The organism is Rothia koreensis (assembly GCF_052232265.1).
Lineage (GTDB): Bacteria > Actinomycetota > Actinomycetes > Actinomycetales > Micrococcaceae > Rothia > Rothia koreensis.
The window spans coordinates 2,338,213-2,362,103 of record NZ_CP197643.1; the positions used below are offsets into that span (position 1 = coordinate 2,338,213).

Below are 23,891 nucleotides of genomic sequence, written 5' to 3' on the forward strand. Positions count from 1 at the left end.
ACAATTGTGGTCATTAAGTTCTTGACCGTCCACTGATACCCGTCCGCATCCGCCCGTGAGGAGAGCCCGTGTCGCCCCAGGAAACGAGCCGTCCCCGCCTCGTCGCAGGGACGAGGTCCTCGTGGGCCATCGCTCGGATTTTCCTGCTGACTCAAATGGTGATCGTGGTCGTCGTCTGCGCGTCGGTCGGTGCTCTTCTCTATTGGCAGATCCAGGACTCGGCGCGGGAGCAGGCCTCGGAGATTACGCGCGCCGAGAGCGCGACCCTGGCCCACGACCCGTTCGTGGTCGAAAACATCGCGTCGGGCCACCCGACGGATCGACTCCAGCCGTACGTCAAGGACGTCCTGTCGAACTCCTCGGTCAGCTTCATCACCATCATGTCCCCGGACGGAATCCGTTACACGCATCCCACCGAAGACAAAATCGGCCAGCATTACATCGGGGACATTTCCCGCGCCCAACATGGCGAGACCATGACCGTGGAAGAAGAAGGCAGCCTGGGCGTCTCGATGCGGACCATCACTCCGATCCGTGACGACGACGGCTCGATCATCGGGCTCGTGTCCACCGGGGTGACCATCAGCGAGATCGCTGCCGTGGCCCGCAACGGCGTGCCCGCCGTCGCCATGATCGCGGGTCTTTTGCTGCTCACGACCACGTTCACGACGCTGCTGCTCTACCGGTACCTGAATCGCGCAACCCTGGGATACAGCCGCGACGACATTCTGAAGTCCGAAGCCACCCGCTCGATGGCGGCGATGCTGCGAACCCAGAATCACGAGCACCGGAACCGGATGCACACCGTGCTGTCCCTCTTGGACCTGGGCAGGCTGGACGACGCCCGAAACTTCGCGCGCGAGGATTTGGCCTCCTCCGAGCAGAACGAGGTGCATTGGGGCAACTACAAGCAGCTCCCGGGCGTCACCGCGCTCCTTGCAGGCAAGAAGACGGAAGCGGAGGAACGCCGCATCGATCTCGGCCTCAAGATAGAGGGCGAATGGTCCGGCATCCCGTTGTCCGAGGTCGAACTCGTATCCGTGGTCAGCAACCTGGTCGACAACGCGATGGACGCCGTGGCCGACGCACCCGAACCGCGGGAGGTGGAGGTCGACCTGGCCGAAACCCATGAGGGGTGGGAGATCGTCGTCGCCGACACCGGACCCGGCGTATCCGGGGAAGACGAGCGGAAGGTGTTCGAATGGGGATACAGCACCAAACCTTCGGGCCCCGAAGGTCGCGGCGTCGGCCTGGCCCTCGTCCGCGACACGCTCCTCCGGCACGGTGGCAGCATCGAGGTGCTCAGTGACGGCGGGTCGGTGTTCACCGCCAGAATCCCCAGGCCCCGGAAGGAGATCCGATGACCACCTACCGCGTGATCGTGATCGACGACGAAGAAGTCACCGCGTCCGCCCACGCCCAATTCATCAGGGAACGCCCCGACTTCGAGGTCGCCGGCACCGCGTACAACGCGCAGGGGGCCATTGCGGCCATCAAGGCTTCCTTCGCCAGAAAAACCCCCGTGGACCTGCTTCTTCTGGACATCAATCTTCCGGATCGGTCGGGTCACGAGGTCGCCAAATTCTTGCGCGCAGAAGGGCTGCCCGTCGACGTGATCATGGTGACGGCGGACCGGGACGCCTCGAGTCTGCGCACCGCCTCCCTCCATGGGGCGTTCGGGTACCTGGTCAAACCGTTCACGCTGGAGCATTTGGGCAGAAAGCTCGACTCCTATTCGGCCCATCGGGGCAGGGTCCCCGACACGGGGGAACTCGATCAGGCCGCGATCGACAGTTTCTTCCACAGGAGCGAGGACGAAACGCGGGACCTGCCCAAGGGACTGTCCCAGGAGACCCTGGTCAATATCGTCGAGACGCTCTCCGACCATGATTCGGCCTATTCCGCGCGGGAGATCGCGGACCGCATGACTCTGTCCCGGGTCACGGCACGTCGGTACCTCGAGTACCTGCACGCCTCCCGCCGGGTCGAGAGGCGACCGCGCCACGGCACCCCGGGCCGCCCCGAGCTCGAGTACGCGTGGCGCGGTTGACCCCCGGAGGCCCCTACGACGATTCGCGGGTCAGGATGTCCCTCAGGTTGTCGAGCACGGCCATGTCCTCGATCGTCGAGGGAACCTTGTAGTCCTCCCGATCCGCAATCTGTCTCATGGTCTTCCGAAGGATTTTCCCGGATCGGGTTTTGGGCAGGCCCTCGACCACACGGACCTCCTTGAAGTCGGCGACGGCCCCGATCCTGGAACGGACCATCCCGACCAGCTCGGTCGCGAGCTCGTCCTCCGTGATGCTCTCGCCCTGCTTGAGTACCACGTAGCCGGAAGGCCGTTGCCCCTTGAGCGGATCGGCGACGCCGATGACCGCGCACTCGGCCACCGCCGGGTGGGAGCCGAGCACCTGTTCCATGGCCCCGGTCGACAGGCGATGCCCCGAGACGTTGATGACGTCGTCGGTCCGCCCCATCACGAAGACGTACCCGTCCTCGTCCAGGTATCCCGAGTCCCCCGTCGCGTAGTAGCCGTCGAAAGCGGTCAGGTAGGAGGAGATGAACCTGTCATCATCGCCCCACAACGTGGGCAGAGTCCCCGGAGGCAGCGGCAGCTTCAAGGCGATGTTGCCCTCCGCGCCGGCCTCCACCGGATCGCCCGAGGGGTCCAGAACGGCGACGTTGTACCCGGGCACCGGCACGCTCGGCGACCCGGATTTGATGGGCAGGGGTTCGAGACCCCGAGGGTTGGCCGCGATCGGCCATCCGGTCTCCGTCTGCCACCAGTTGTCGACCACCGGCACTCCGAGCAGTTCTCCCGCCCACTGGTAGGTGTCCGGGTCGAGCCTCTCCCCCGCCACGAAGAGGGTTTCCAAGGAGCTGAGGTCGTAATCCGCGGCCAGTTCTCCGCTCGGATCCGCCTTGCGGATGGCCCGAATCGCGGTTGGAGCGGTAAAGAGGACCTTGGCTCCGGATTCCTCAACCACGCGCCAGAAGGCCCCCGCATCCGGGGTGCCGATGGGCTTGCCCTCGTACAGGACCGTCGTCGCCCCCGTCAGCAAGGGTGCATAGACGATGTAGGAATGGCCCACGACCCACCCGACGTCGGAGGCGGTGAACATGACCTCGCCGGGGCCGACGTCGTAGATGTTCTGCATGGACCATCGGAGCGCGACGGCGTGGGATCCGTTGTCCCGGACCACGCCCTTCGGCGACCCGGTGGTGCCGGAGGTGTAGAGGATGTACAGCGGATCGGTCGCCCGGACGGTCGTGCACTCTGCCGGGTCTGCCTCGTGAACGGCCTCGTCCCAGTCCAGCCAACGGGTCGGCGACCCCTGCGCCCTGGAGGCCGCTTCCGCGACCGAGGTCTCGAAACCTGTCCGCGCTGTGACGAACACCGTGCCGACCGGTTGCTCCGCCAGCTTGAGCGCCTCCTCGACGGCCGGAATGTATTCGACGCGCCTCTTCGGTTCAACACCCCCGCTCGTGGTCACCACGGCCTTCGGCTCGCAGTCGTCGATGCGGGCCGCGAGCTCCGCAGGAGCGAAGCCTCCGAAGACCACCGAGTGGATGGCCCCGATTCGCGCGCAGGCGAGCATCGCCACCATGGCCTCGGGGATCATCGGCATGTAGAGAAGCACTCGATCGCCGTGTCCGATACCGGCATCGGCGAGCGCGCCCGCAAAGCCACTCACCCGTTCGAGAAGTTCACCGTAGGTGATGTCCCGTTGGGTCCCGGTCACGGGCGAGTCGTACCGGATGGCGACTTGGTCTCCGCGACCGGCTTCCACGTGTCGATCGACCGCGTTGTAGCAAGTGTTCAGTTCGCCGTCCGGGAACCACCGGTAGATCGGTGGCCTGGATTCGTCCAGTGCCCGGGTGGGAGGAGTCGCCCAGTCGATGCCTTGGGCGGCCTCGAGCCAGAATTCTTCGGGTTGCTCGACGCTTCGTTCGAAGACTTCGCGGTACGTGGTCATGTCACCGGTTCCTCACATGTGCTCCGTTGCAAATGGTTCCGCGCCCGGAGGGTCCGAACGCGGGGAAGATTTTCGGCTCTTCGCAGTTGAGGGGGTAGGTGGCTGAGCGCGTCGGTCGCCGGATGAGGGTCGAGGCCTTCCGATGATGGAAGTTCTCACACTGACCATCTGCCGGAAGACCTCGACGTGCACCACGCTACCTTCGCGACCCCTGATCTGACCGTGTTCTGCCATCTCGACGAGCTCGGCCTCGTGGCCACCGGTCAGCTTTTTGAGCCGGATCGCGCGGTGATCGAGTGCCGCGTCGCCGAGCCGGATCCGTGGTGCCGGGGATGCGGTAGCCAGGCGCTCTCGCGCGGGACGGACACGCGGCGTCTCGCCCACGAGCCGTTCGGTCATCGCCCGACGACGCTGCTGGTCCGGGTCCGCCGCTACAAGTGCTCGGGATGCGGACGGTCCTGGCGTGAGGACCTCACGGCAGCGGCGCCCGAGCGAGCCAAGCTGTCCCGTAGCGGGATGCGGTGGGCGTTGGAAGCGCTCGTGATCGACCACCTCACCGTCGCCCGCGTCGCCGCCGGACTCGGTGTCGGTTGGCACACGGCGAACAACGCGGTCCTCGCTGAAGGGCGTCGAGTGCTGATCGACGATCCCGCCCGGTTCGACGGCGTCGCCGTGATCGGCGTCGACGAGCACGTCTGGCGCCACACGAGAGTCGGCGACAAGTACGTCACCGTCATCATCGACCTCACCCCGAACCGCGACAAGACCGGCCCCGCCCGTCTGCTGGACATGATCGAGGGTCGCTCGAAAGCCGTGTTCAAGACCTGGCTCGCCGCACGCCCGCAGGACTGGCGCGATGGTGTCGAGGTCGTCGCGATGGACGGGTTCACCGGCTTCAAGACCGCCGTCAGCGAGGAGCTCCCGGACGCGCAGGCGGTGATGGACCCGTTCCACGTCGTCCGCCTCGCCGGCGACGCCCTCGACACCTGCCGTCGTCGCGTCCAGCAGTGCCTGCACGGCCGGCGGGGCCGCAAAAACGATCCGCTCTACAAGGCCCGCCGCATCCTCCACACCGGCGCGCAGCTGCTCACTGACCGGCAGCAGACCCGTCTCGAGGCACTGTTCGCGGTCTCCGAGCACGTCGAGGTCGAGGCGACCTGGGGCATCTACCAGCGCGTGATCGCCGCCTACCGCGAACCCGATCGGAAGACGGCGAAGAAGCTGATGACAGCCGTCATCGATTCCGTCTCCAGCGGCGTCCCCGCCGCGCTCGTGGAGGTCCGCAAGCTCGGCCGCACGCTCAAGCAGCGCGCCGCCGACATCCTCGCGTTCTTCGACCGGCCCGGCACGTCCAACGGGCCAACAGAGGCGATCAACGGGCGCCTGGAACACCTCCGCGGCTCCGCCCTCGGATTCCGGAACCTCACGAACTACATAGCCCGATCGCTGCTCGACACCGGCGGCTTCAGGAACCACCTACACCCTCAAATGCGATGAGCCAGATTTTCACCAATGTAGTGTTCTGACTCACACAAAACAAGACTCTGTATACACACTGAAGAAAATCGACCACTGACCTCCCGCGATATTGCGGTGACGTTGCGTGACGAGGAGCACTTCTGTATACATAGAGGCACGAATCAGACGACGCCGACGCAGGGAGAACAAGTTCATGAGGGCCTCCGAGCGCGCATACCAGACCCTGCGGACCGACATCATCGAATGGCACCTCGAGCCGGGAACCACCGTCAGCGAGGTCGAGCAGGCCCAGCGACTCGGGGTCTCCCGAACACCCGTCCGTGAGGCCTTCTCGCGGCTCATGTCCGAAGGGCTGGTCGAACCCGGACCGGGGCGCGGCGTCGTCGTCACCCCCGTCTCGGTGACCAATGTGAAGGCCATGTTCGAATTGCGCATCGCCCTGGAGACTCAGGCGGCGGCCCTCGCGGCGCTCAAGGGCCGATCCGAAACCTTCGAGCAACTGGCCGCCCGGCTCGACGAGGCGGCCACGTTCCTGGATGACGACGACGCAGACCGCAGCTCCTACTACCTGCTCGTCGAGGAGATGGACACCGAGATCGACCTCGCAGCCCAGAACACGTATCTCACCCAGGCCCAACGGCAACTGCGCACCCACCTCGGGCGAGTCCGGAAGCTGTCCAAGGGCAACGAGAACCGCCTCATGGCGGCCGCCCACGAGCACGCCGCCATTTCCCGGGCCATCGGGGCGGGCGACGTCGAACTCGCTCAGGCCGCCGTGCGCATCCACCTGTCGAACGCGTTGCAGGCGATTCTCGACGCCGTCCCGGAGCGTCACCATCACGAAGGCGACCGCATCGACGCCGCCTGAGGCAATCCACCGAACGAACACCTCGACCGAGGAAGAAAGGACATACCGTGACCGCCAATCATCACGTGCGTGTGCACCGCAGCGAAGAGAACCTGGCTCGCGAGGACCAACTCGCGCACAAGATCGCCGAGGTCGCCTCCGATCCCGTGGCGATCGACCCCGCCGTCGAGGACATGGTCATCAACCGCATCCTGGACAACGCGTCCGTCGCGATCGCGTCCCTCAACAGGGGTCCCATCATCGCGGCACGTGACCAGGCGCTGACCCACCGACCGGGGCCTGGGGGCTCCGGCTCGACCCTCTACGGCATCGACCCGAAGCAAACCAAGGTTTCCCCCGAGTGGGCGGCTTGGGCCAACGGTGTGGCCGTTCGGGAGCTCGACTACCACGACACGTTCCTCGCCGCGGAGTACTCGCACCCGGGGGACAACATCCCGCCGATTCTCGCGGTCGCCCAGCATGCCCAACGCTCGGGTGCGGACCTGATCCGCGGTATTGCCACCGGGTACGAAATCCAGATCGACCTGACCAAGGCGATCTGCCTGCACAAGCACAAGATCGACCATGTGGCCCATCTCGGTCCCTCGGCCGCGGCGGGCATCGGCACCTTGCTCGGCCTGGACACGGAGACGATTTTCCAGGCCGTCGGCCAGGCTCTGCACACCACGACCGCAACCAGGCAGTCACGCAAGGGCGAGATCTCGACATGGAAATCCCACGCCCCCGCCTTCGCCGGAAAGATGGCCGTTGAAGCAGTCGACCGCGCGATGCGGGGCCAGACGTCACCGGTACCGATCTACGAGGGCGAGGACGGCGTCATCGCGTGGATGCTCGACGGGCCGGACGCCTCCTACGACGTCCCCCTCCCCGAGTACGGCGAGGCGAAGCGCGCGATCCTGGACTCCTATACCAAGGAGTACTCGGCCGAGTACCAGGCCCAGGCCTGGATCGATTTGGCCCGCAAGCTGCATCGCGAGCGCCCCGAGATCGCCGATCCGGAGAAGGTCGAATCGGTGGTCCTCCACACGTCCCACCACACCCACTACGTGATCGGTTCGGGCGCCAACGACCCCCAGAAGTACGATCCGAAGGCCTCGCGGGAGACCCTGGACCATTCGATCCCCTATATCTTCACCGTGGCTCTGCAGGACGGCGAGTGGGACCACAATCATTCCTACGACGCCGAGCGCGCAGGCCGCAGGGACACCGTTGCCCTGTGGCACAAGGTCACGACCGAAGAGGACCCCGAGTGGACGCGTCGTTACCACTCGCTGGATCCGGAGGAGAAGGCCTTCGGCGGTCGAGCGGAGATCACACTCACCGACGGAACGGTCGTGACAGAGGAGATCGCGGTCGCCGACGCCCATCCGCTTGGGGCGCGCCCCTTCGCCCGCGAACAATACATCGGCAAATTGAGGTCTCTCGCGGAAGGGGCGGTCGCCGACGCAGAGCTCGATCGCTTCATCCAAGCGGCCGAGAATCTTTCGGACCTGGGCCCGGGCGACCTCGATACGCTGACCGTGACCGCGGCCGGGGAGCTGGCCACCGGAGCGAAAGGACTGTTCTGACATGCTGTACCCCTCAACATCCCCCGCACAGAAACGGCTCGATCTGCGCCGAATTCTGGCGGACGGGCCGCGCAACGGCGGAACGATCAAACAGTTCCCGGGCGCGTACACCCCGATCTCGGCGAAACTCATCGAGGAGAAGGGGTACGACGGCGTCTACATCTCCGGGGCGGTCATCGCCAACGAGCTGGGATTCCCCGACATCGGTCTGACAACCCTCACGGAGGTGGCCCACCGGGCCGGCCAGATCGCGCGCATGACGAACCTTCCGGCCATCGTCGACGCCGACACCGGGTTCGGGGAGCCGATGAATGTGGCCCGGACCGTCCAAGAGCTCGAGGACGCCGGCCTGGCCGGTTGCCACATCGAGGACCAGTTCAATCCGAAACGTTGCGGCCACCTGGACAACAAGAACATCGTGGACGAGGACACGGCGATCAAACGCATCCGTGCCGCGGCCCAGGCTCGCAGGGACGAGAACTTCCTGATCATGGCTCGCACGGACCTCCGCGGGGTCGACGGCTTGGATGCCGCCGTCGACCGCATGAAGGCGCTGGTCGACGCCGGAGCCGACGCGATCTTCCCGGAGGCCATGAAGGATCTGGGTGAATTCGAAGCGGTCCGTGAAGCCGTGGACGTCCCCGTGCTGGCCAATATGACGGAGTTCGGCAAGTCCAGGTTGTACACGACCGATGAACTGTCCGGTTCCGGCGTGGATATGGTCATCTACCCGGTGACCCTGTTGCGCAGCTCCCTCGGAGCCATGGAGAGAGTCCTGGACGACATCGGAGCCCACGGTACCCAAGAGGCGTCCGTGGATGAGATGCTCACCAGACAGCGTCTCTACGAACTGGTGGACTACGAAGCCTACAACGCGTTCGATACCGGAATCTTCAATTTCGAGGTGCCTGAACGGTTCCAGTAGCCCGAAAGCATCTGCACGACACAGGCACAACCGATTCGAAGGAGAGTCACATGACCACGCAAGACGACATCAAGAAGGGCCTGGCCGGCGTTGTCGCGGACACGACCGCGATCTCGAAGGTCAACCCCGATTCCAATTCCCTGCTGTACCGCGGTTATCCCGTCCAGGAGCTTGCCGCGAATTGTTCTTTCGAAGAGGTCGCGCTGCTTCTGTGGACGGGCGAGCTTCCCGAGGCAGCTGACCTGAAGGAGTTCTCGGAGTTCGAGGCGGCACACCGTGAGCTCTCCCCGGAGCTCAAAGCGGTCATCGACGCGCTCCCCACGGACTGCCACCCCATGGACGTCTGCCGCACCGCGGTCTCGGTGCTGGGCGCCCAGGACCCGGCCTCGGAGGACGACTCCCAGGAAGCCAACCTCACGAAGTCCAAGAAGCTGTTCGCCGCGATGCCCGCCGTGGTGGCCTACGACCAGCGTCGGCGACGCGGCGAGGAGATCATCCCGCCGCGTGCGGATCTGGACTATTGCGACAACTTCCTCTACATGACTTTCGGCGAGGTTCCTGCCCCGGAGGTCAAGAAGGCTTTCCAGGTCTCGATGGTTCTCTACGCCGAGCATTCCTTCAATTGTTCGACGTTCACCGCGCGCACGATTGCATCATCGCTGTCCGACCTGCATTCGGCCATCACCGGTGCCATCGGCGCCCTCAAGGGGCCCCTGCACGGTGGCGCCAACGAGGCTGTGATGGAAACCTTCGACGAGATCGGGATCCGGAAGGACGAGTCCGAGCAGGAGGCCGAGAAGAGGGCCAAGGAGTGGATGGACGATGCTCTGGCCCAGAAGAAGAAGGTCATGGGGTTCGGACACCGTGTGTACAAGAACGGCGACTCCCGAGTCCCCACGATGCAGGACGCCCTGACCGACATGATCAAGTACTTCGGCCGGGAAGAGATGCTGGGCCTGTACAACGGTCTGGCCAAGTCGATGGACGAGGCCAAAGGCATCAAGCCCAATCTGGATTACCCCGCCGGGCCGACGTATCACCTGATGGGTTTCGACACCCAGACGTTCACGCCATTGTTCGTGGCCGCCCGCATGACCGGCTGGACGGCGCACGTGATGGAGCAGCTGGCTGACAACTCCCTGATCCGGCCGCTCTCGGACTACGACGGCCCGGAGGAGCGCCACGTCGAGAAATAAAGACTGCTTCGTAGTGCCCGGGCCATCGCGGGAGCAACGCAGTCCTTGACGGTTGCGCCCGGTCCGGGCCGCGGGCGGCGTCGGCCCCTCGGCCCGGCAACTACCCCAGGGCGCGGGGATGGCTGGTCAGGAACACCTCGCGAAGGGTGTCGGCGGTGACCTTGGTGTATATCTGCGTCGTCGTCAGCGACGAATGCCCCAGGAGCTCTTGGACGACCCGGATGTCGGCGCCGCCCTCGATCAGGTGCGTCGCAAAGGAGTGCCGGAGCGTATGGGGCGAAAGCTCGTCGACGACGTTGGCCCGTTCGGCGGCCTGTTTGAGCACCAGCCATGCCCCCTGTCGTGTGAGGCGCCCTCCCCGGGCGTTGAGGAAGAGGGCCGGGGTGCCCCGGCCTTTTGATGCGAAGAGCGGCCGGGTGCGCACCACATAGGATGAGATGGCTTCCCGGGCATAGGAGCCGACGGGAACCAGGCGTTCTTTGCCTCCCTTGCCCTTGAGTCGGGCGACTCCGCCGGGCCCCGGCTCATCGCCCTGCGCGGCCGGCCCTGACGGCTGATCGAAATCCGCCGACAGGTCGTCCCGGTCCACGCCGACGGCCTCCGAGATGCGCGCACCGGTCGAGTACAGGAACTCGAGCAATGCCCCGTCGCGAAGACCCCCTGGGGTCGACCGGTCGGGTGCTTCGAGGATCCTGGTCACGGTCTCGACGGGGAGAGCCTTGGGCAGCCGCTCCCCCGCGCTGGGCGGAGTGACCGAGTCGGCCGGGTCCTGGGCCGTCAGGCCCTCCAACAACCAGAATTTGTGGAGACCCCTGACGGAGACCACGCCTCGCGCCACGCTTCGGGTCGAGAGTCCGCACCCGCCGTCGTCCGTCGGTCGGGCGAGATACTGGACGAAGTCGCGGACGTCCTCGGTCGCGATGTCACGCGGGTCCGCAACATGCCTGTGGCCCGCGAGAAAAGCCAGATAGCGGCTCAGGTCCCGGCGATACGAGGTGAGGGTGTTCCGGGACAGTCCGCGCTCGACCGTCAGATGCTGGAGGTACCTCCCCAGGGCGCGCTCCAGGCCGTCCGGGAGGTCCCGATCATTCACCGGTACCCGATTCCCGCAGCAGCTTGTGGGCAGGCCACGGCTTGTCAGGGGCCTGAAGATCTGCGTGTCCGCGTTGAATGCTCGCCCACACAGCCAGGATCGCGAGGTTCGACGTCGGCGAATGCAGTTCCGAGGAAAGCACCGCACTCACGGCCCGTTCGATCGGGACCCAGCGGGTGACGATCTCTGCCTCCTCGGCCTCGCGCTCGATGAGGTCCCCCGCGGCCGCGTCCTCGATCCCTCTGGCCAAGAAAATCCTGTTGGCTTCGGTCGAGCACCCGGGCGAATTGTTGAATTCTGCGAGTGTGTGCCAGGTTCTCGCGCTGAGGTCGGTTTCCTCCGCGAGCTCGCGCTGGGCCGCGTGAAGAGGCGATTCGCCGTCGATGTCCAGCAGGCCGGCCGGAATCTCCCACATATTCATCTCGACCGGCTGGCGGTACTGGTTGATCAGCAGGATCTCGTTGTCCTCGTTGAGGGCTGCAATCGCGACGGCGCCGGGGTGCTTCATGTAGTCGCGGACGAGTTCGTCACCGCCCTCGGTGAGGGCGAATGTCTCGCGGACGACGTCGAAGATCTGCCCGGTGAATGCGGTCTCCCGGGAGACGAGGGTTCGAGGGTTGACCCTGTCCTGGGGCAGACCATCGGCCGAGAGGTGGAGATTCGGGGTCTCGTCGCTGGGTGCAGTCATGCTCCCAGGTTACCGCCGGGGCGGGCGGGCCACCCAGCCATGACCTGATTCGACGCGGTCCGGGGCCCGCGTTCCGGACCAGCCCGAACCCTGCGGCCGCCGCGACGACTGATCAACATCGTCCGTGGTGAAGACATGTCGTCGCCGGACTCCACGGAGTCCCGGAGAACACTATTCCGAACCCCAGTGGTTCGGATTACAATTTCTTTGCCGATCCCAACATCACAAGAAACGGAAACAATTGTGAACCGAACAATATACCCACTTCTTCGCGCATGGAGTGACCGCTGAGGAACCAACCAAAGCCACCCTATTCATAGATCACCCATGAATTTTCTGCGAAGATCACTCACTCTGCTTTTCGCTCCGCTGGCGGCGGCCATCTTTTCCTTCGCATCACTCTGGATTGTTGAGACTGACGCACCTCTCATCGCGAATCACATTCTGTGGATTGCCTCGGATATCAGCGATCCGGCGGCAAAAACCGGCTCATCGCATTTGAGGGTGTAGGTGGTTCCTGAAGCCGCCGGTGTCGAGCAGCGATCGGGCTATGTAGTTCGTGAGGTTCCGGAATCCGAGGGCGGAGCCGCGGAGGTGTTCCAGGCGCCCGTTGATCGCCTCTGTTGGCCCGTTGGACGTGCCGGGCCGGTCGAAGAACGCGAGGATGTCGGCGGCGCGCTGCTTGAGCGTGCGGCCGAGCTTGCGGACCTCCACGAGCGCGGCGGGGACGCCGCTGGAGACGGAATCGATGACGGCTGTCATCAGCTTCTTCGCCGTCTTCCGATCGGGTTCGCGGTAGGCGGCGATCACGCGCTGGTAGATGCCCCAGGTCGCCTCGACCTCGACGTGCTCGGAGACCGCGAACAGTGCCTCGAGACGGGTCTGCTGCCGGTCAGTGAGCAGCTGCGCGCCGGTGTGGAGGATGCGGCGGGCCTTGTAGAGCGGATCGTTTTTGCGGCCCCGCCGGCCGTGCAGGCACTGCTGGACGCGACGACGGCAGGTGTCGAGGGCGTCGCCGGCGAGGCGGACGACGTGGAACGGGTCCATCACCGCCTGCGCGTCCGGGAGCTCCTCGCTGACGGCGGTCTTGAAGCCGGTGAACCCGTCCATCGCGACGACCTCGACACCATCGCGCCAGTCCTGCGGGCGTGCGGCGAGCCAGGTCTTGAACACGGCTTTCGAGCGACCCTCGATCATGTCCAGCAGACGGGCGGGGCCGGTCTTGTCGCGGTTCGGGGTGAGGTCGATGATGACGGTGACGTACTTGTCGCCGACTCTCGTGTGGCGCCAGACGTGCTCGTCGACGCCGATCACGGCGACGCCGTCGAACCGGGCGGGATCGTCGATCAGCACTCGACGCCCTTCAGCGAGGACCGCGTTGTTCGCCGTGTGCCAACCGACACCGAGTCCGGCGGCGACGCGGGCGACGGTGAGGTGGTCGATCACGAGCGCTTCCAACGCCCACCGCATCCCGCTACGGGACAGCTTGGCTCGCTCGGGCGCCGCTGCCGTGAGGTCCTCACGCCAGGACCGTCCGCATCCCGAGCACTTGTAGCGGCGGACCCGGACCAGCAGCGTCGTCGGGCGATGACCGAACGGCTCGTGGGCGAGACGCCGCGTGTCCGTCCCGCGCGAGAGCGCCTGGCTACCGCATCCCCGGCACCACGGATCCGGCTCGGCGACGCGGCACTCGATCACCGCGCGATCCGGCTCAAAAAGCTGACCGGTGGCCACGAGGCCGAGCTCGTCGAGATGGCAGAACACGGTCAGATCAGGGGTCGCGAAGGTAGCGTGGTGCACGTCGAGGTCTTCCGGCAGATGGTCAGTGTGAGAACTTCCATCATCGGAAGGCCTCGACCTTCATCCGGCGACCGACGCGCTCAGCCACCTACCCCCTCAACTGCGAAGAGCCCCTCATCTCGGCTTCGTGTGCCTCCCTCACGACCACCTTGGTAGGCTCCAAGAAAATCGCGCGCCTGCGGCTCGCCGGATGGTCGATCTGGCGGATTCTTGGTCGTGATCTTCGGTCCGGGGCGTTCCCGCTGATCGCGGGTTTCTCGGCTACCGCCGGAGTCGCTGGCGTTGCTCTGTACTTCTACAACGGGCTCGCATCATTCGGCATCTATCTTGCCGTCTGCGCGGCGTTCACTGTTGTCTTCATCGCCGCGGTGCTTGCATGCAGGCTCATCGCTCTGGGGCTGTTGTGTTGGATTCTGGTTCCCGCGACGCTGACCGGCAAGAGACCCGTCAGATCGTTGTACGCCCTGCTCTGCCTCCTCGAAGTCAGTTGCGTAGTACTTCTTCTCGCATCGATCAGTTCCTGGTCCGAGGACTATGGTCTCGCGGCCTCGCACCTTCGAGCCCACGGGCAATGGCAGTCAACGCCCAAGGCCGCCTTTCTTCCCGTCGCGGGGTCGACCTGGAGCGAGGCCGAGGGCAAGCCCATCGAGGATTGGCTGGCTCGGGAGCTTCGGCAGAGGAACGTGATCATCAGCTACTCGGATATCAGTCAACAGAATGACGACGGCGACGCCGTCCCCGAGTCCAGCTACCCGATCGTCTACGTCAACCCCGAATACCTGAGGCACCACAAAATCCAGGAGGTTTCGGATCGCCTGGTGATCGAGGACGTGGAACGGTCGAAGACGACCCAGACCTTCGTGCCCCGCGGTGCCCCGAGCAAGGGCCTGACGGCGGACAGCCTGATCCCCGGCGTCGAACTGGATGATCCAAAAATGTCGGCCATCGACACGACGGGCGAAGTCTTCACCCATGGGGATTTGGACAATTTCGACCGCGAATTCGTCGAAAACCCCATCGTAGTGGTCGTACCGGATCAGGTCCTGATCGACCACCCCAGTCCGCTCACTTGGTGGGTGACTCGCGGGGGCGTCCTCCTGGAAGACAGTGGGGTCGCGGCAGACCGTCTGCGCGGATCCGCGGCGGAACACTACGTCGCACCGATGTCGCCCGGACTGGCCCACCAGGCACACGCACTCAAACTGACGATCGTGAACCTTCAGGCCACGGGTTTCGCGATCGTAGTCTATGCCGTGCTGGTCGCGTTCTCGTGCCTGGGCTTCGCTGCGACCTACGCGGCGGCCCGCAAGGACCAGCTCTTCCGAAGGCAGCTCTTCGGTTGGCGGCCGCTCATGGCCGCGTGGCCCGCTCTCGCCGGCGTGGGTGCCGTGTGGCTCTCGATACCGGTTTTCACCTGCTTCCTGATTCAGCAGGCCATGGATCCCATGGTCCTCATAGAAAAGTCATCCGGGGAGGTCAGAACCTACATCGAGTACATGGCACAAGCAGGAATGATGGTGGGCGCCGTTGTCCTCCTGCTCTCGGGCGGTGGGATCGTTGTCTTCGCTCGCCGTGCCGTCCAAGAGAGAGGAAGAATTCAGTGAAGTCCGACCTTCGATTCGAATCCGGTCGCCTGGAACTCGGCGGGAGGCCGATCTGGGGCGGGCTCGAGATGTCGGCCGAGCCACGGGAAATGGTCGCGATCATGGGGCCATCGGGGTCCGGGAAGACGACGCTGCTCAACTGCTTGGGAGCGCTGACGCGACCCGCCAGCGGCGCGCTCACGATCGGCGGCATCAGCGTGCACCCCGCATCCGCGGCAGTCAGGAGAAAATTCCGGCGGGACCACGTCGGGTACCTGTTCCAGAATTTCGCGCTCGTCGAATCGGAATCGGTCGAGAGGAACATCGTCGACCCGCTCCGCATCATGCCGCGAGAACGCCGCGCGAGCACCTCGGACATATCGCGGGCCCTGGGAGAGTTCGGACTGCCTGGCCGGGAGAAGGACAAGGTCTGCCGGCTCTCGGGTGGTGAACAGCAAAGGGTCGCTCTGGCGGCCGTGCTGGTCAAGAGGCCCTCGTTGATCCTCGCGGATGAGCCGACGGGCTCCCTCGACTCCGCGAACGGGCACGTGATCATCGAATCGATACGTCGTCTGACCGATCAGGGGGCCTGCGCCGTGATCGCAACCCACGACCGCGACGTCGCCGACTGCTGCGATCGCGTCGTGGACCTCGAACAGTTCGCGGTCTCGGCCAGGACCTGACCGCACGGAGACGCAGGGCCGCCGTCATCCCTCGATCGGGAGACGGCGGCCCTGTGTGCTCTGGACAGGAGGCCTACTTGATGCGTTCGAGGGCCGCCGCGACCAATCCGCTGAACAGCGGGTGCGACCGTGTCGGGCGCGACAACAATTCGGGGTGGGCCTGCGTCGCCACATAGTACGGGTGTTCCGAGGCGGGCAACTCCACGAATTCGACGAGACGCCCGTCCGGGCTCGTCCCGGAGACCACGAGGCCCGCCTTTTCGAGATCCGCGCGGTAGGCGTTGTTGACCTCGTAGCGGTGACGGTGCCTCTCCTCGACCTCCGTCGTGCCGTAGGCCTTTGCGGTCACGGACCCCTCGACCAGTTTGGCCGGGTACAGACCCAGTCGCATGGTTCCGCCCAAGTCACCGGCGCCCTCGACGAACTGTTTCTGTTCCTCCATGGTCGCGATCATCGGGGTCGTCGTTTCCGGCTCGAATTCCGTCGAGGACGCATCCTCGAGGCCGACGACGTTCCGGGCGTACTCGATGACCATGCACTGGAGTCCCAGGCAGAGGCCGAGCGCGGGGATGCCGTTCTCCCGGGCGTAGGTGAGCGCACCGAGTTTTCCTTCGAGACCACGGATCCCGAATCCGCCGGGGACACAGATCGCGTCCACGTCGCCAAGCTGGTGGGCGGCGCCCTCCGGCTGCGCGCAGAGGTCAGAGGCGATCCACTTGATCCTGACCTTCGCGTCGTTGGCGAAACCACCGGCCCGGAGCGCTTCTGAAACCGAAAGATACGCATCGGGCAGGTCGATGTACTTGCCGACCAAACCGATCGTGACCTCGTGCGTGGGCTCGTGGACCACCTTGAGCAATTTGTCCCATTCCTCGAAGTCGGCGTCCTGGTAGTCCAGACCCAGGTAGTCGAGGACGTAGGTGTCCAGATCCTGATTGAACAGCGTCTTGGGGATGTCGTAGATGCTGGGCGCATCGGGGCAGGAGATCACGGCTTCGGTATCGACGTCGCACGCTCCCCCGACCTTGGCCTTGAGCGGCTCCGGAATGTCCTGAACGCACCGGAGAACCAGGGCGTCCGGGATGATGCCCAGGCCGCGGAGCGCGGCCACGGAGTGCTGGGTCGGTTTGGTCTTGAGCTCGCCCGAGGGCCCGATGTACGGGATCAGTGAGACGTGGAGGAAGAAAACGTTCTTGCGTCCGACGTCGCGACGCACTTGGCGTGCCGCCTCCAGGAAAGGCTGGGACTCGATGTCCCCGACCGTTCCGCCGATCTCGGTGATGATGATGTCCGGGGCGTCGGAGGCGCCTGTGGCCCGGCGCCTCATGCGGGATTTGATCTCGTCCGTGATGTGCGGGATGACCTGGACGGTGTCCCCCAGGTACTCGCCTCGGCGCTCCTTCGCGATCACGGAGGAGTAGACCTGCCCGGTCGTCACGTTGGCCGAGGCGTCCAGGTTCTCGTCCAGGAAACGCTCGTAGTGCCCGATGTCCAGGTCGGTTTCGGCGCCGTCGTCGGTCACGAAGACTTCACCGTGCTGGAAGGGGTTCATGGTTCCCGGATCCACGTTCAGATAGGGATCCAGTTTCTGCATGGTCACCGAAAGACCGCGGGATCGCAGAAGGCGACCGAGGCTTGACGCGGTCAGACCCTTGCCCAGGGACGACGCGACACCACCCGTCACGAAGATCTGGCGAGTCAATTTTTCGTCGTTTGGAGTGCTTGCCGGGGATGTCTGAGTATCGTTCACCACGGAATTCAAGCCTAGCACGCGAGGGTCTCGGCCTGCCCAGGAATTGTGACCGGAGACAGGTGTCCGCGAGGGGTCGGACGGGACGTCAGAGCTGGTCAGCGTCCTGCAGGAGCTCCTTCGCGTGGGCGCGTGCGGCCTCGGAATTCTCGTGCCCCGCGAGCATTCGGGCCAGCTCCACGGTTCGTTCTTCGACCGAGAGCACGTTGACCTGACTCACCGTTGAATCATCGGATTTCAGAACCAGCACGTGACGATCCGCATAGGCCGCGACCTGCGGCAAGTGCGTGACCACCAGGACCTGGACGTGCTTGGCCAAATGCGCGAGTCGTTTTCCGATCTCGACCGCGGCCTTGCCGCCCACGCCGGCGTCCACCTCGTCGAAAATGAACGTGGGCACCGGGTCGACCTCCGCGAGGACGACTTCGAGAGCCAGCATGACGCGCGAGAGCTCGCCGCCCGAAGCGCCCTTCCCCAGGGGGCGGGGGGTCGCGTCCTGATGGGGCGCGAGTTTGAAGGCGATGGTGTCCTTGCCGTCCGGCCCGAATTTCTCGGCCTCTTCGATCTCCACGACCAGCGATGCGTTGGGCATCGCCAAGGCTTTCAACTCGGTGGATACCGCCGCGGCAAGTTTCTTCGCCGCAGCGCGTCGCAAGTCCATGAGTTCCAGCGACTGCTGGTTCATGTCCTGGCGGAGGGTCCGCAATTTTTCCTCGAGAGCCTCGGAACGCGCGGGATCATCGCTGAGTTGGTCGAGTCTGGCCCTGTTGGTCTCGGCCCATTGCAGGACCTCGGCGATATCGGCACCGTACTTCCGCGTGAGCTTCTTCAGCGCCGAGCGCCGGGCCTCGACCTCGCTCAGCTTCCCCGGGCCCTCGGCGTTGAGGTCCGAGAGGTAGCCCGAGAGCTCATCCCCGATGTCCGAGGCCTGGATCATCAGGTCACGGACCCTTTTGGCGAGTGCGGCGAGCGCGGGGTCCTCTTCCGCTTCCTGGGCGAGCGCTCTGTGCGCCGAATCCAGGAGCACGGACACGGTAACGGCTTCCAGGTCGGCGTCGTTCCCGCCCACGAGTGCGCCCTGGGCCGTTTGAGCAGCCCCGCGCAATTGCTCGAGGTTGGTCAGGCGCGCGGATTCGGCGTCGAGGGATTCCTCCTCCCCCGGTTGCGGCTTGACGGAGTCAATTTCCTTGAGCGCCTGGCCGAGGCTCTGAGCCTCGAAGGCTCGCGCCCTGGCGTTCTCCCTGACCTCACGGAGTTCTCGAGCCGCCGATCGGTATTCTTCGTAGTTCGCGCGGTATTTCTTGAGAGCGGTTGCCAGCTTGTTGCCTGCGTAGGAGTCCAACGCGCTGCGTTGCGCCTCGGCGGAGCGCAGACGGAGTTGGTCCGACTGCCCGTGGACGGCCACGAGGGTCTCGCCGACGCGTGCCAGGACACCGATGGGGGCCGCGGCACCACCGATGGTCGCCCTGGACCGCCCCGAGGCGTTGACGGTGCGCGAAAGGATCAGCTCGTGAGGGAGCTCGTCCGCGAGGTCGTCACCTTCGATCGGGTGGGCTTCTCCCCCGGCGTCATCCGTCAGTTTCAGGGCAGCGTGATCATCCGGAAGGCGGACGACGGCCTGGGACAACGCCGACTTCGCGCCGGAACGTACCGCGGCGGCGTCGGACCTGGCGCCGAGGAGCATGCCCAGCGCGGTCACGACCATGGTTTTGCCCGCGCCGGTTTCGCCCGTCAGAACCGTCAGTCCCGGCCCCAGCGGGAGGGTCGCATCCGTGATGACGCCCAGGTCCCGGATGTGGATTTCTTCGATCATGAGTCCTGTATCTCCCCACGGTCGTTCTCGCCACGGTGTCGGCGTACGGGTCCTCTCCAGCCGCGCGTCGGGAGGTCGAATTTCTTGACCAGCCGCTCGGAGAACGGGGCCGGGTGGATCCGGGCGAGCCGTACCGGCTTGTCCGAGCGCTTCACTTCGATGCGTGAACCCGGGGGCAGCTCATTGGTCCGGCGCCCGTCACACCACAGGACCCCGTAATGTCCGTTGGCCGGGAGCACTTCCACGGCCATCGTCGAGGACGGAGCGGTCACCATCGGGCGGGCGAAGAGCGCGTGGGCGCTCAGCGGGACCATGAGCATGGCCTCGACCTCCGGCCACACGATGGGCCCCCCTCCGGAGAAGGCGTACGCGGTGGACCCGGTGGGGCTGGCCAGCACGACCCCGTCGCAGCCGAACGTGCTCAGCGGCCGTCCGTCGACTTCGATCACGACCTCGATCATCTTTTCCCGGTTGCCCTTTTCGATGGACGCCTCGTTGAGAGCCCACGTGTGGGTCAGGATCTGGCCCTGGCACCACACGACGACGTCGATCGCCATGCGTTCCTCGACCGTGTACGTCCGGTTGACGATGTGGTCCACCGTCTCGTCCAGATCACTCCGCTCGGATTCCGCCAGAAATCCCACGTGGCCCAGGTTCACGCCGATCAGGGGAATATCGGTGTGACGGATGATTTCGGCCGCCCGCAGGACGGACCCGTCACCGCCCAGGACGACGCCCAGTTCAATGTCGTCCAGAGCAACGTTTTCGTTGATCACCTGCACGCCCACGGATTCGGCCTCGGTGCCCCGGAGTATCTCCAGGTCCCCTCGGCTCATGACCGGAATCAGCCCGGCCTCCCGGAGGCGCACGCACGCCTGGGCCGCCGCCGTGGTGGCTTCCGGGCGACCGGTGTGCGCGAACAAGAGGATCTTCCGACTCATGTGCTGTGTGCCTTCCGATGGGAGCAAGTGTGGTTCCGACGCGGAATCCGTATTCCTACATTAGGCGACGAGACTGACACTTTAAGGCTTTCCGGATGCGGTACCCGCCGGCGGCGCGTTGGACTCTTGCCCCGTCGGATCGGTGTCCGGTCTGCGAAGATGCAGGAAGTATTCGAGGTTTCCGTCCTGGCCCGGCAGTCTCGAATCCTGGCCTGCCACGATCTGCAGACCATGGTCCTCGGCGGCAGCTCGGACCGCCTCGATGGCCGCGGCGCGGTCCTGCCTGTTTCGCACCACGCCGCCTTTGCCGAGCTTCGACCGACCGACCTCGAACTGCGGCTTGACCATCAGGATCAGATCGCCGCCGGGGCGTGTGACATCGGCCAGGGGGCCGATCACCAGGGTCAGGGAGATGAAGGAGAGGTCCCCGACCGTCAGGTCCACCGGTCCGCCGATCGCCCCCGGAACGATGTTCCGAACGTTCAGTCCCTCGATGGACTCGACCCGCGGGTCGCGTTCGACCATCGGGCTCAGCTGTCCGTGCCCCACATCCACCGCGACGACGTGGCGGGCTTCTGCTTCCAGCAGGACCTGGGTGAATCCGCCCGTCGAGGCGCCCGCGTCAAGGCACCTGCGGTCGCGAACGACGACGTCCGGGAAGGCCCGGAGCGCCCCCGCGAGCTTGTGGCCGGCGCGGCTGACGTATTCGTGGTCGACCGACGGAGAGACCGTGATCTCGTCCTCTGCGCCCACCTCGTGAGCGGCCTTGCGGATGGTCTTCCCGTTCACGGCGACCCGCCCATCGGCCACGAGTTTCGCGGCCAGTGTGCGCGACGATGCGCTCCCGAGCTGCACCAGGTGCTTGTCCAGCCTCACTCGGTCCCGTCCGTGGTCTCCGGGTCGTCTCCCCCGGCCGAGGCCGGCCTGGCGATGCTGTCCACGAGCCCCTTCGGGAGGGCCGAGGGGTCCTGGTCCAGCAGGCGACGCAATTCCCCGTGCAGCCTGTCAAAGATTTCGGCGTGCTCGTCCACGGGCGATTCATCGAGCAGATCCAGAATCTCGTCGAGCGAGTCCGCGGTGCCCCGATGCGCGAAAGCGTCCAGAGCCGCAGTTCGTTGCTCGGCGCGGGCCGACGCCGCTTCGGAGAGTTCTTCCGCGGTGTCGTTGACCCGTTCGGCGTCGTTCGCCTCGCCCGCCGCGTTCTCTTCCTCGCTCATGACCACACGACCTCCGGACGGGTCTCTTCGTTCTCCCGAGGATGTGCGGCCCACCATGCGGCCATGGCCGTCCGCCAACCCAGGAGACTGGGGGTTCCCTCTCTCACCTGGGTGCGGACGGTGGTCGCGTCGGCCTCCGCGCGGGCCGCACCGTCGATCTCGGCGACCGCGGCCCCCTCACCCCCACTGACCTCGGGCTGCCGGTATTCCTCGAACAGTTCCCTCAGAGTGCCCACGACGTACGTGGGGCGCTCCTCGGTCCGTGCCTCGAGCACGTCGCTCATCGTCTGGACACCTGTCATGACGGCGATGCTGGGGAGGCCCGCCTGGTGTGCGCCGGAAATGTCCGTGTCCAGGCGGTCACCGACGACGACGGGGCGTTCGACGTCGAGCCTCTCGACGATCGTGGTGAAAATCGTGGCACCGGGCTTGCCCGCAACGAGTGGTTCCCGACGCGTGGCTGCGGACACCGCATGAACCAGGGTCCCGTTCCCGGGAGCAATCCCGCGCTCCTTGGGGATCGTCATGTCCGTGTTGGAGACGACCCACAGAACGTCCCTGTCGGCCAGCGCGTATGAGGCATCGGCAAGCTCCTGCCATCCCAGACCCGGATCGAATCCTTGGAGAACGGCCTGAGGACCGTCCTCGAGTCCGACCACCTCGAGCCCGGCCGACCTCGCACAATCGGCCAGAGCCTCGGAACCGCAGATGCCCACCGACGCGCCGGATCCCAAATGGTCGACTGCGAGGCTGGCGGCCGCCTGGGCGGAGCTGACGACGTGGTGACCATCGGTCGTCAGCCCCAGGGAGTTCAGATGTTCCGCCACGGCATCGACCGAACGTGAGGCGTTGTTGGTCACGTAGGCGACCGCGATGCCGTCGGCGACCGCGCGGTTGAGTGATTCGACCGCGCCGTCGATCGGATCAGGTCCCGCGTAGACCACACCATCGAGGTCGGAGAGTATCGCGTCGAAAGAGGAAATCAGCCAACTCATGGACGGATCAGTCGTCCTCTCCACGGGTCTCCTGGACGGGTTGCGTCTCCGGATCGAGGCCCGTCTCGTCTCGTTCGACGACGTCGCCCTCCTCTTCCGCCTCCCGGGAAGCCTCCTCGACGGCCTCAGGGTCAGGGGTCGGTCCGCCGGCCGGGGTCAGCTCCTCATGGTCGGGAGAGGACAGCTCGTCCGTCGGGCCCGGAGCGCCTGTCTCCTTCTGGTCGATCATGGCTTCGGTGAGATCGACGCCTTCTTCGTCGTCCGGAGCAGGGGCGGCGGGCTCTTCGTCCGGAAGGACCTCGATCTCGTAGATTTCCGGCTCCTCGAACTGCCCCTGGCCCAAGGCCGCTTCGGCGACGACGGCCAGGCGCGCCCACGAGGTTGCTTCCTTCGCGCGACCCATGTCCTCGAGAACGTCCGCGTAGGCGCTGAACAGGCGCGGGCTGTAGGAAAAGGCCTTGTTGCGGTTCAGCTCAGGGATCTCGAGCGCTGACTTGGCCTTCTCGAGGTCACCCTGGTCCCGGTGGATTCCGGAGACGACCATGGCCAGCTCCGCCTTCTGGGAACCGGTCAGATCGGTCAGGCTCGGGTCCTGGGCCGTCTCGAGGGCCTTCTGCCCCCGTCCGAGGGCTCTCTCCGAGTCGACGATCAGCGCAATGTGCTCGTTGCTGCCGGTCATGCGGCGGTGGGTTCTGAGCTCCCGCAAGGCCGTGTCGAAGCGCTCGGCGACATAGGCCGCGATCGCGGCAGCTTCCCTCACGGCTGCGACTCGGCCCCCGCGACGCACCGCCGCCTGAGCGTGCTCAAGGGCGAATTCCGGGTCGACCTCGAGGTACTGGCTGGCCATCACGAGGTGTTTGCCGACGGCCTCCGCGTTGTCCTTCTCCAGGACACGCAGCTCGCGCAGGACCGACTTGTCCAGCTCCTTGCCGGTGACTTCTTCGTCGATTTCGGGTGCCTTGGGACGGGACTGACGGTATCCGGCCCTGGACGGCTTCTGCTCGCGGTGGTCCCGTTCGAATCGGCCCTGAGGATCCTGGTCGCGACGCCGCGGGTCCCTGTCGGAGCTGCCGTACGGTTTGCGGTCGTTGAAGCGGCGCTCCCGATCGTTGCCGCGGCCGCCGTCCCTGTTCCGGTAGGCCTTGCCGCCCTTGCGATCGAAGGCACCCCGCTCCGACCCACGGTTCCGGTTTCCCCCGCGTTGCGAATCCCTGCGGTCGTCCTGAGCCAAATTGGTTCTCCTCTGTCTGCGTTGTACGGGCGGCGTCGACGTCGGTCGACGCCGTCCGGTCCTGGGACAAAGTTTACGCACCCC

At 65.5% G+C, this 23,891-nt stretch carries 20 protein-coding genes; 9 read left to right on the forward strand and 11 right to left on the reverse strand.

Going from position 1 to position 23,891, the window contains the following annotated elements:
* Positions 1-68: 68 nt before the first annotated feature.
* Both ACTSLZ_RS10390 and ACTSLZ_RS10395 read left to right on the forward strand, forming a co-directional pair.
* Positions 69-1,364: an ATP-binding protein gene (locus ACTSLZ_RS10390; protein ID WP_443094962.1), complete on the forward strand. Its 1,296-nt coding sequence runs from the start codon at positions 69-71 to the stop codon at positions 1,362-1,364.
* Entirely contained in the window at positions 1,361-2,050 is a 690-nt protein-coding gene (locus ACTSLZ_RS10395; protein ID WP_129315382.1) for a response regulator, read from the forward strand. Before ACTSLZ_RS10390 ends, ACTSLZ_RS10395 begins: the two co-directional genes overlap by 4 nt.
* 13 nt (positions 2,051-2,063) lie before the next feature.
* Here the strand turns inward: ACTSLZ_RS10395 and ACTSLZ_RS10400 are convergent, their stop codons facing one another.
* The gene (locus ACTSLZ_RS10400; RefSeq protein ID WP_443094963.1) at positions 2,064-3,977 is read right to left on the reverse strand and encodes a propionyl-CoA synthetase; all 1,914 of its coding nucleotides are present in this window, start codon (positions 3,975-3,977) and stop codon (positions 2,064-2,066) included.
* Between the two features lie 186 nt (positions 3,978-4,163).
* Between ACTSLZ_RS10400 and ACTSLZ_RS10405 the strand changes: the two genes are divergently transcribed.
* From ACTSLZ_RS10405 to ACTSLZ_RS10425, 5 genes are all read left to right on the forward strand, one after another.
* Positions 4,164-5,474 carry an ISL3 family transposase gene (locus ACTSLZ_RS10405; RefSeq protein ID WP_179628043.1) on the forward strand — a complete coding sequence of 437 codons (1,311 nt, stop codon included), beginning with the start codon at positions 4,164-4,166 and terminating at the stop codon, positions 5,472-5,474.
* Positions 5,475-5,649: 175 nt separating this feature from the next.
* Positions 5,650-6,324: a GntR family transcriptional regulator gene (locus ACTSLZ_RS10410; protein WP_443094964.1), complete on the forward strand. Its 675-nt coding sequence runs from the start codon at positions 5,650-5,652 to the stop codon at positions 6,322-6,324.
* 47 nt (positions 6,325-6,371) lie between these two features.
* Entirely contained in the window at positions 6,372-7,892 is a 1,521-nt protein-coding gene (locus ACTSLZ_RS10415) for an MmgE/PrpD family protein (protein ID WP_443094965.1), read from the forward strand.
* A gap of 1 nt (position 7,893) precedes the next feature.
* The gene (prpB, locus tag ACTSLZ_RS10420) at positions 7,894-8,817 is read left to right on the forward strand and encodes a methylisocitrate lyase (RefSeq protein WP_129315386.1); all 924 of its coding nucleotides are present in this window, start codon (positions 7,894-7,896) and stop codon (positions 8,815-8,817) included.
* A gap of 50 nt (positions 8,818-8,867) precedes the next feature.
* On the forward strand, positions 8,868-10,013 hold the full coding sequence (locus ACTSLZ_RS10425; protein WP_178980046.1) for a bifunctional 2-methylcitrate synthase/citrate synthase: 1,146 nt from the start codon (positions 8,868-8,870) through the stop codon (positions 10,011-10,013).
* A 100-nt stretch (positions 10,014-10,113) separates the two neighbouring features.
* Here the strand turns inward: ACTSLZ_RS10425 and ACTSLZ_RS10430 are convergent, their stop codons facing one another.
* From ACTSLZ_RS10430 to ACTSLZ_RS10440, 3 genes are all read right to left on the reverse strand, one after another.
* Positions 10,114-11,106 (reverse strand): site-specific tyrosine recombinase XerD, encoded by a 993-nt coding sequence (locus tag ACTSLZ_RS10430; protein WP_443094966.1) that lies wholly within the window; start codon positions 11,104-11,106, stop codon positions 10,114-10,116.
* The gene (locus tag ACTSLZ_RS10435; protein ID WP_443094967.1) at positions 11,099-11,794 is read right to left on the reverse strand and encodes an NUDIX domain-containing protein; all 696 of its coding nucleotides are present in this window, start codon (positions 11,792-11,794) and stop codon (positions 11,099-11,101) included. Before ACTSLZ_RS10435 ends, ACTSLZ_RS10430 begins: the two co-directional genes overlap by 8 nt.
* Positions 11,795-12,283: 489 nt before the next feature.
* A complete protein-coding gene (locus tag ACTSLZ_RS10440) occupies positions 12,284-13,594 on the reverse strand; it encodes an ISL3 family transposase (protein ID WP_179628043.1) in 1,311 nt (436 codons plus the stop codon).
* 149 nt (positions 13,595-13,743) lie between these two features.
* Here ACTSLZ_RS10440 and ACTSLZ_RS10445 point away from each other — a divergent pair, with 149 nt between their 5' ends.
* Entirely contained in the window at positions 13,744-15,198 is a 1,455-nt protein-coding gene (locus ACTSLZ_RS10445; RefSeq protein WP_443094968.1) for a hypothetical protein, read from the forward strand.
* Complete coding sequence (locus ACTSLZ_RS10450) at positions 15,195-15,860, forward strand: ABC transporter ATP-binding protein (RefSeq protein WP_443094969.1); 666 nt, start codon at positions 15,195-15,197, stop codon at positions 15,858-15,860. Before ACTSLZ_RS10445 ends, ACTSLZ_RS10450 begins: the two co-directional genes overlap by 4 nt.
* 73 nt (positions 15,861-15,933) lie before the next feature.
* Here ACTSLZ_RS10450 and ACTSLZ_RS10455 read toward each other — a convergent pair whose 3' ends face one another.
* The 7 genes from ACTSLZ_RS10455 to ACTSLZ_RS10485 all read right to left on the reverse strand — a co-directional run bounded on the left by ACTSLZ_RS10455 (position 15,934) and on the right by ACTSLZ_RS10485 (position 23,807).
* Positions 15,934-17,631 carry a CTP synthase gene (locus tag ACTSLZ_RS10455; protein WP_321201057.1) on the reverse strand — a complete coding sequence of 566 codons (1,698 nt, stop codon included), beginning with the start codon at positions 17,629-17,631 and terminating at the stop codon, positions 15,934-15,936.
* A gap of 67 nt (positions 17,632-17,698) precedes the next feature.
* Complete coding sequence (gene recN, locus ACTSLZ_RS10460; RefSeq protein WP_443094970.1) at positions 17,699-19,423, reverse strand: DNA repair protein RecN; 1,725 nt, start codon at positions 19,421-19,423, stop codon at positions 17,699-17,701.
* Positions 19,420-20,364, reverse strand: coding sequence for an NAD kinase (locus ACTSLZ_RS10465; RefSeq protein ID WP_129315393.1), 945 nt, complete (start codon positions 20,362-20,364; stop codon positions 19,420-19,422). Before ACTSLZ_RS10465 ends, recN begins: the two co-directional genes overlap by 4 nt.
* 81 nt (positions 20,365-20,445) lie before the next feature.
* Complete coding sequence (locus ACTSLZ_RS10470) at positions 20,446-21,240, reverse strand: TlyA family RNA methyltransferase (RefSeq protein ID WP_443094971.1); 795 nt, start codon at positions 21,238-21,240, stop codon at positions 20,446-20,448.
* Positions 21,237-21,581, reverse strand: coding sequence for a hypothetical protein (locus tag ACTSLZ_RS10475; protein ID WP_443094972.1), 345 nt, complete (start codon positions 21,579-21,581; stop codon positions 21,237-21,239). The genes ACTSLZ_RS10470 and ACTSLZ_RS10475 overlap by 4 nt, the downstream gene beginning before the upstream one ends.
* Positions 21,578-22,576, reverse strand: a complete 999-nt coding sequence (locus tag ACTSLZ_RS10480; RefSeq protein ID WP_443094973.1) for an HAD-IIA family hydrolase — start codon at positions 22,574-22,576, stop codon at positions 21,578-21,580. Before ACTSLZ_RS10480 ends, ACTSLZ_RS10475 begins: the two co-directional genes overlap by 4 nt.
* A 7-nt stretch (positions 22,577-22,583) precedes the next feature.
* Complete coding sequence (locus ACTSLZ_RS10485; RefSeq protein WP_443094974.1) at positions 22,584-23,807, reverse strand: hypothetical protein; 1,224 nt, start codon at positions 23,805-23,807, stop codon at positions 22,584-22,586.
* Positions 23,808-23,891 lie beyond the last annotated feature (84 nt).

What these genes read in the sequence shown, in the direction of transcription:
- ACTSLZ_RS10425 (WP_178980046.1), top strand. Translation starts at nt 8,868, where the DNA reads ATGACCACGCAAGACGACATCAAGAAGGGCCTGGCCGGCGTTGTCGCG.
- ACTSLZ_RS10400 (WP_443094963.1), bottom strand. Translation starts at nt 3,977, where the DNA reads ATGACCACGTACCGCGAAGTCTTCGAACGAAGCGTCGAGCAACCCGAA.
- ACTSLZ_RS10475 (WP_443094972.1), bottom strand. Translation starts at nt 21,581, where the DNA reads ATGAGCGAGGAAGAGAACGCGGCGGGCGAGGCGAACGACGCCGAACGG.
- ACTSLZ_RS10480 (WP_443094973.1), bottom strand. Translation starts at nt 22,576, where the DNA reads ATGAGTTGGCTGATTTCCTCTTTCGACGCGATACTCTCCGACCTCGAT.
- ACTSLZ_RS10465 (WP_129315393.1), bottom strand. Translation starts at nt 20,364, where the DNA reads ATGAGTCGGAAGATCCTCTTGTTCGCGCACACCGGTCGCCCGGAAGCC.
- prpB (WP_129315386.1), top strand. Translation starts at nt 7,894, where the DNA reads ATGCTGTACCCCTCAACATCCCCCGCACAGAAACGGCTCGATCTGCGC.
- ACTSLZ_RS10395 (WP_129315382.1), top strand. Translation starts at nt 1,361, where the DNA reads ATGACCACCTACCGCGTGATCGTGATCGACGACGAAGAAGTCACCGCG.
- ACTSLZ_RS10410 (WP_443094964.1), top strand. Translation starts at nt 5,650, where the DNA reads ATGAGGGCCTCCGAGCGCGCATACCAGACCCTGCGGACCGACATCATC.
- recN (WP_443094970.1), bottom strand. Translation starts at nt 19,423, where the DNA reads ATGATCGAAGAAATCCACATCCGGGACCTGGGCGTCATCACGGATGCG.
- ACTSLZ_RS10435 (WP_443094967.1), bottom strand. Translation starts at nt 11,794, where the DNA reads ATGACTGCACCCAGCGACGAGACCCCGAATCTCCACCTCTCGGCCGAT.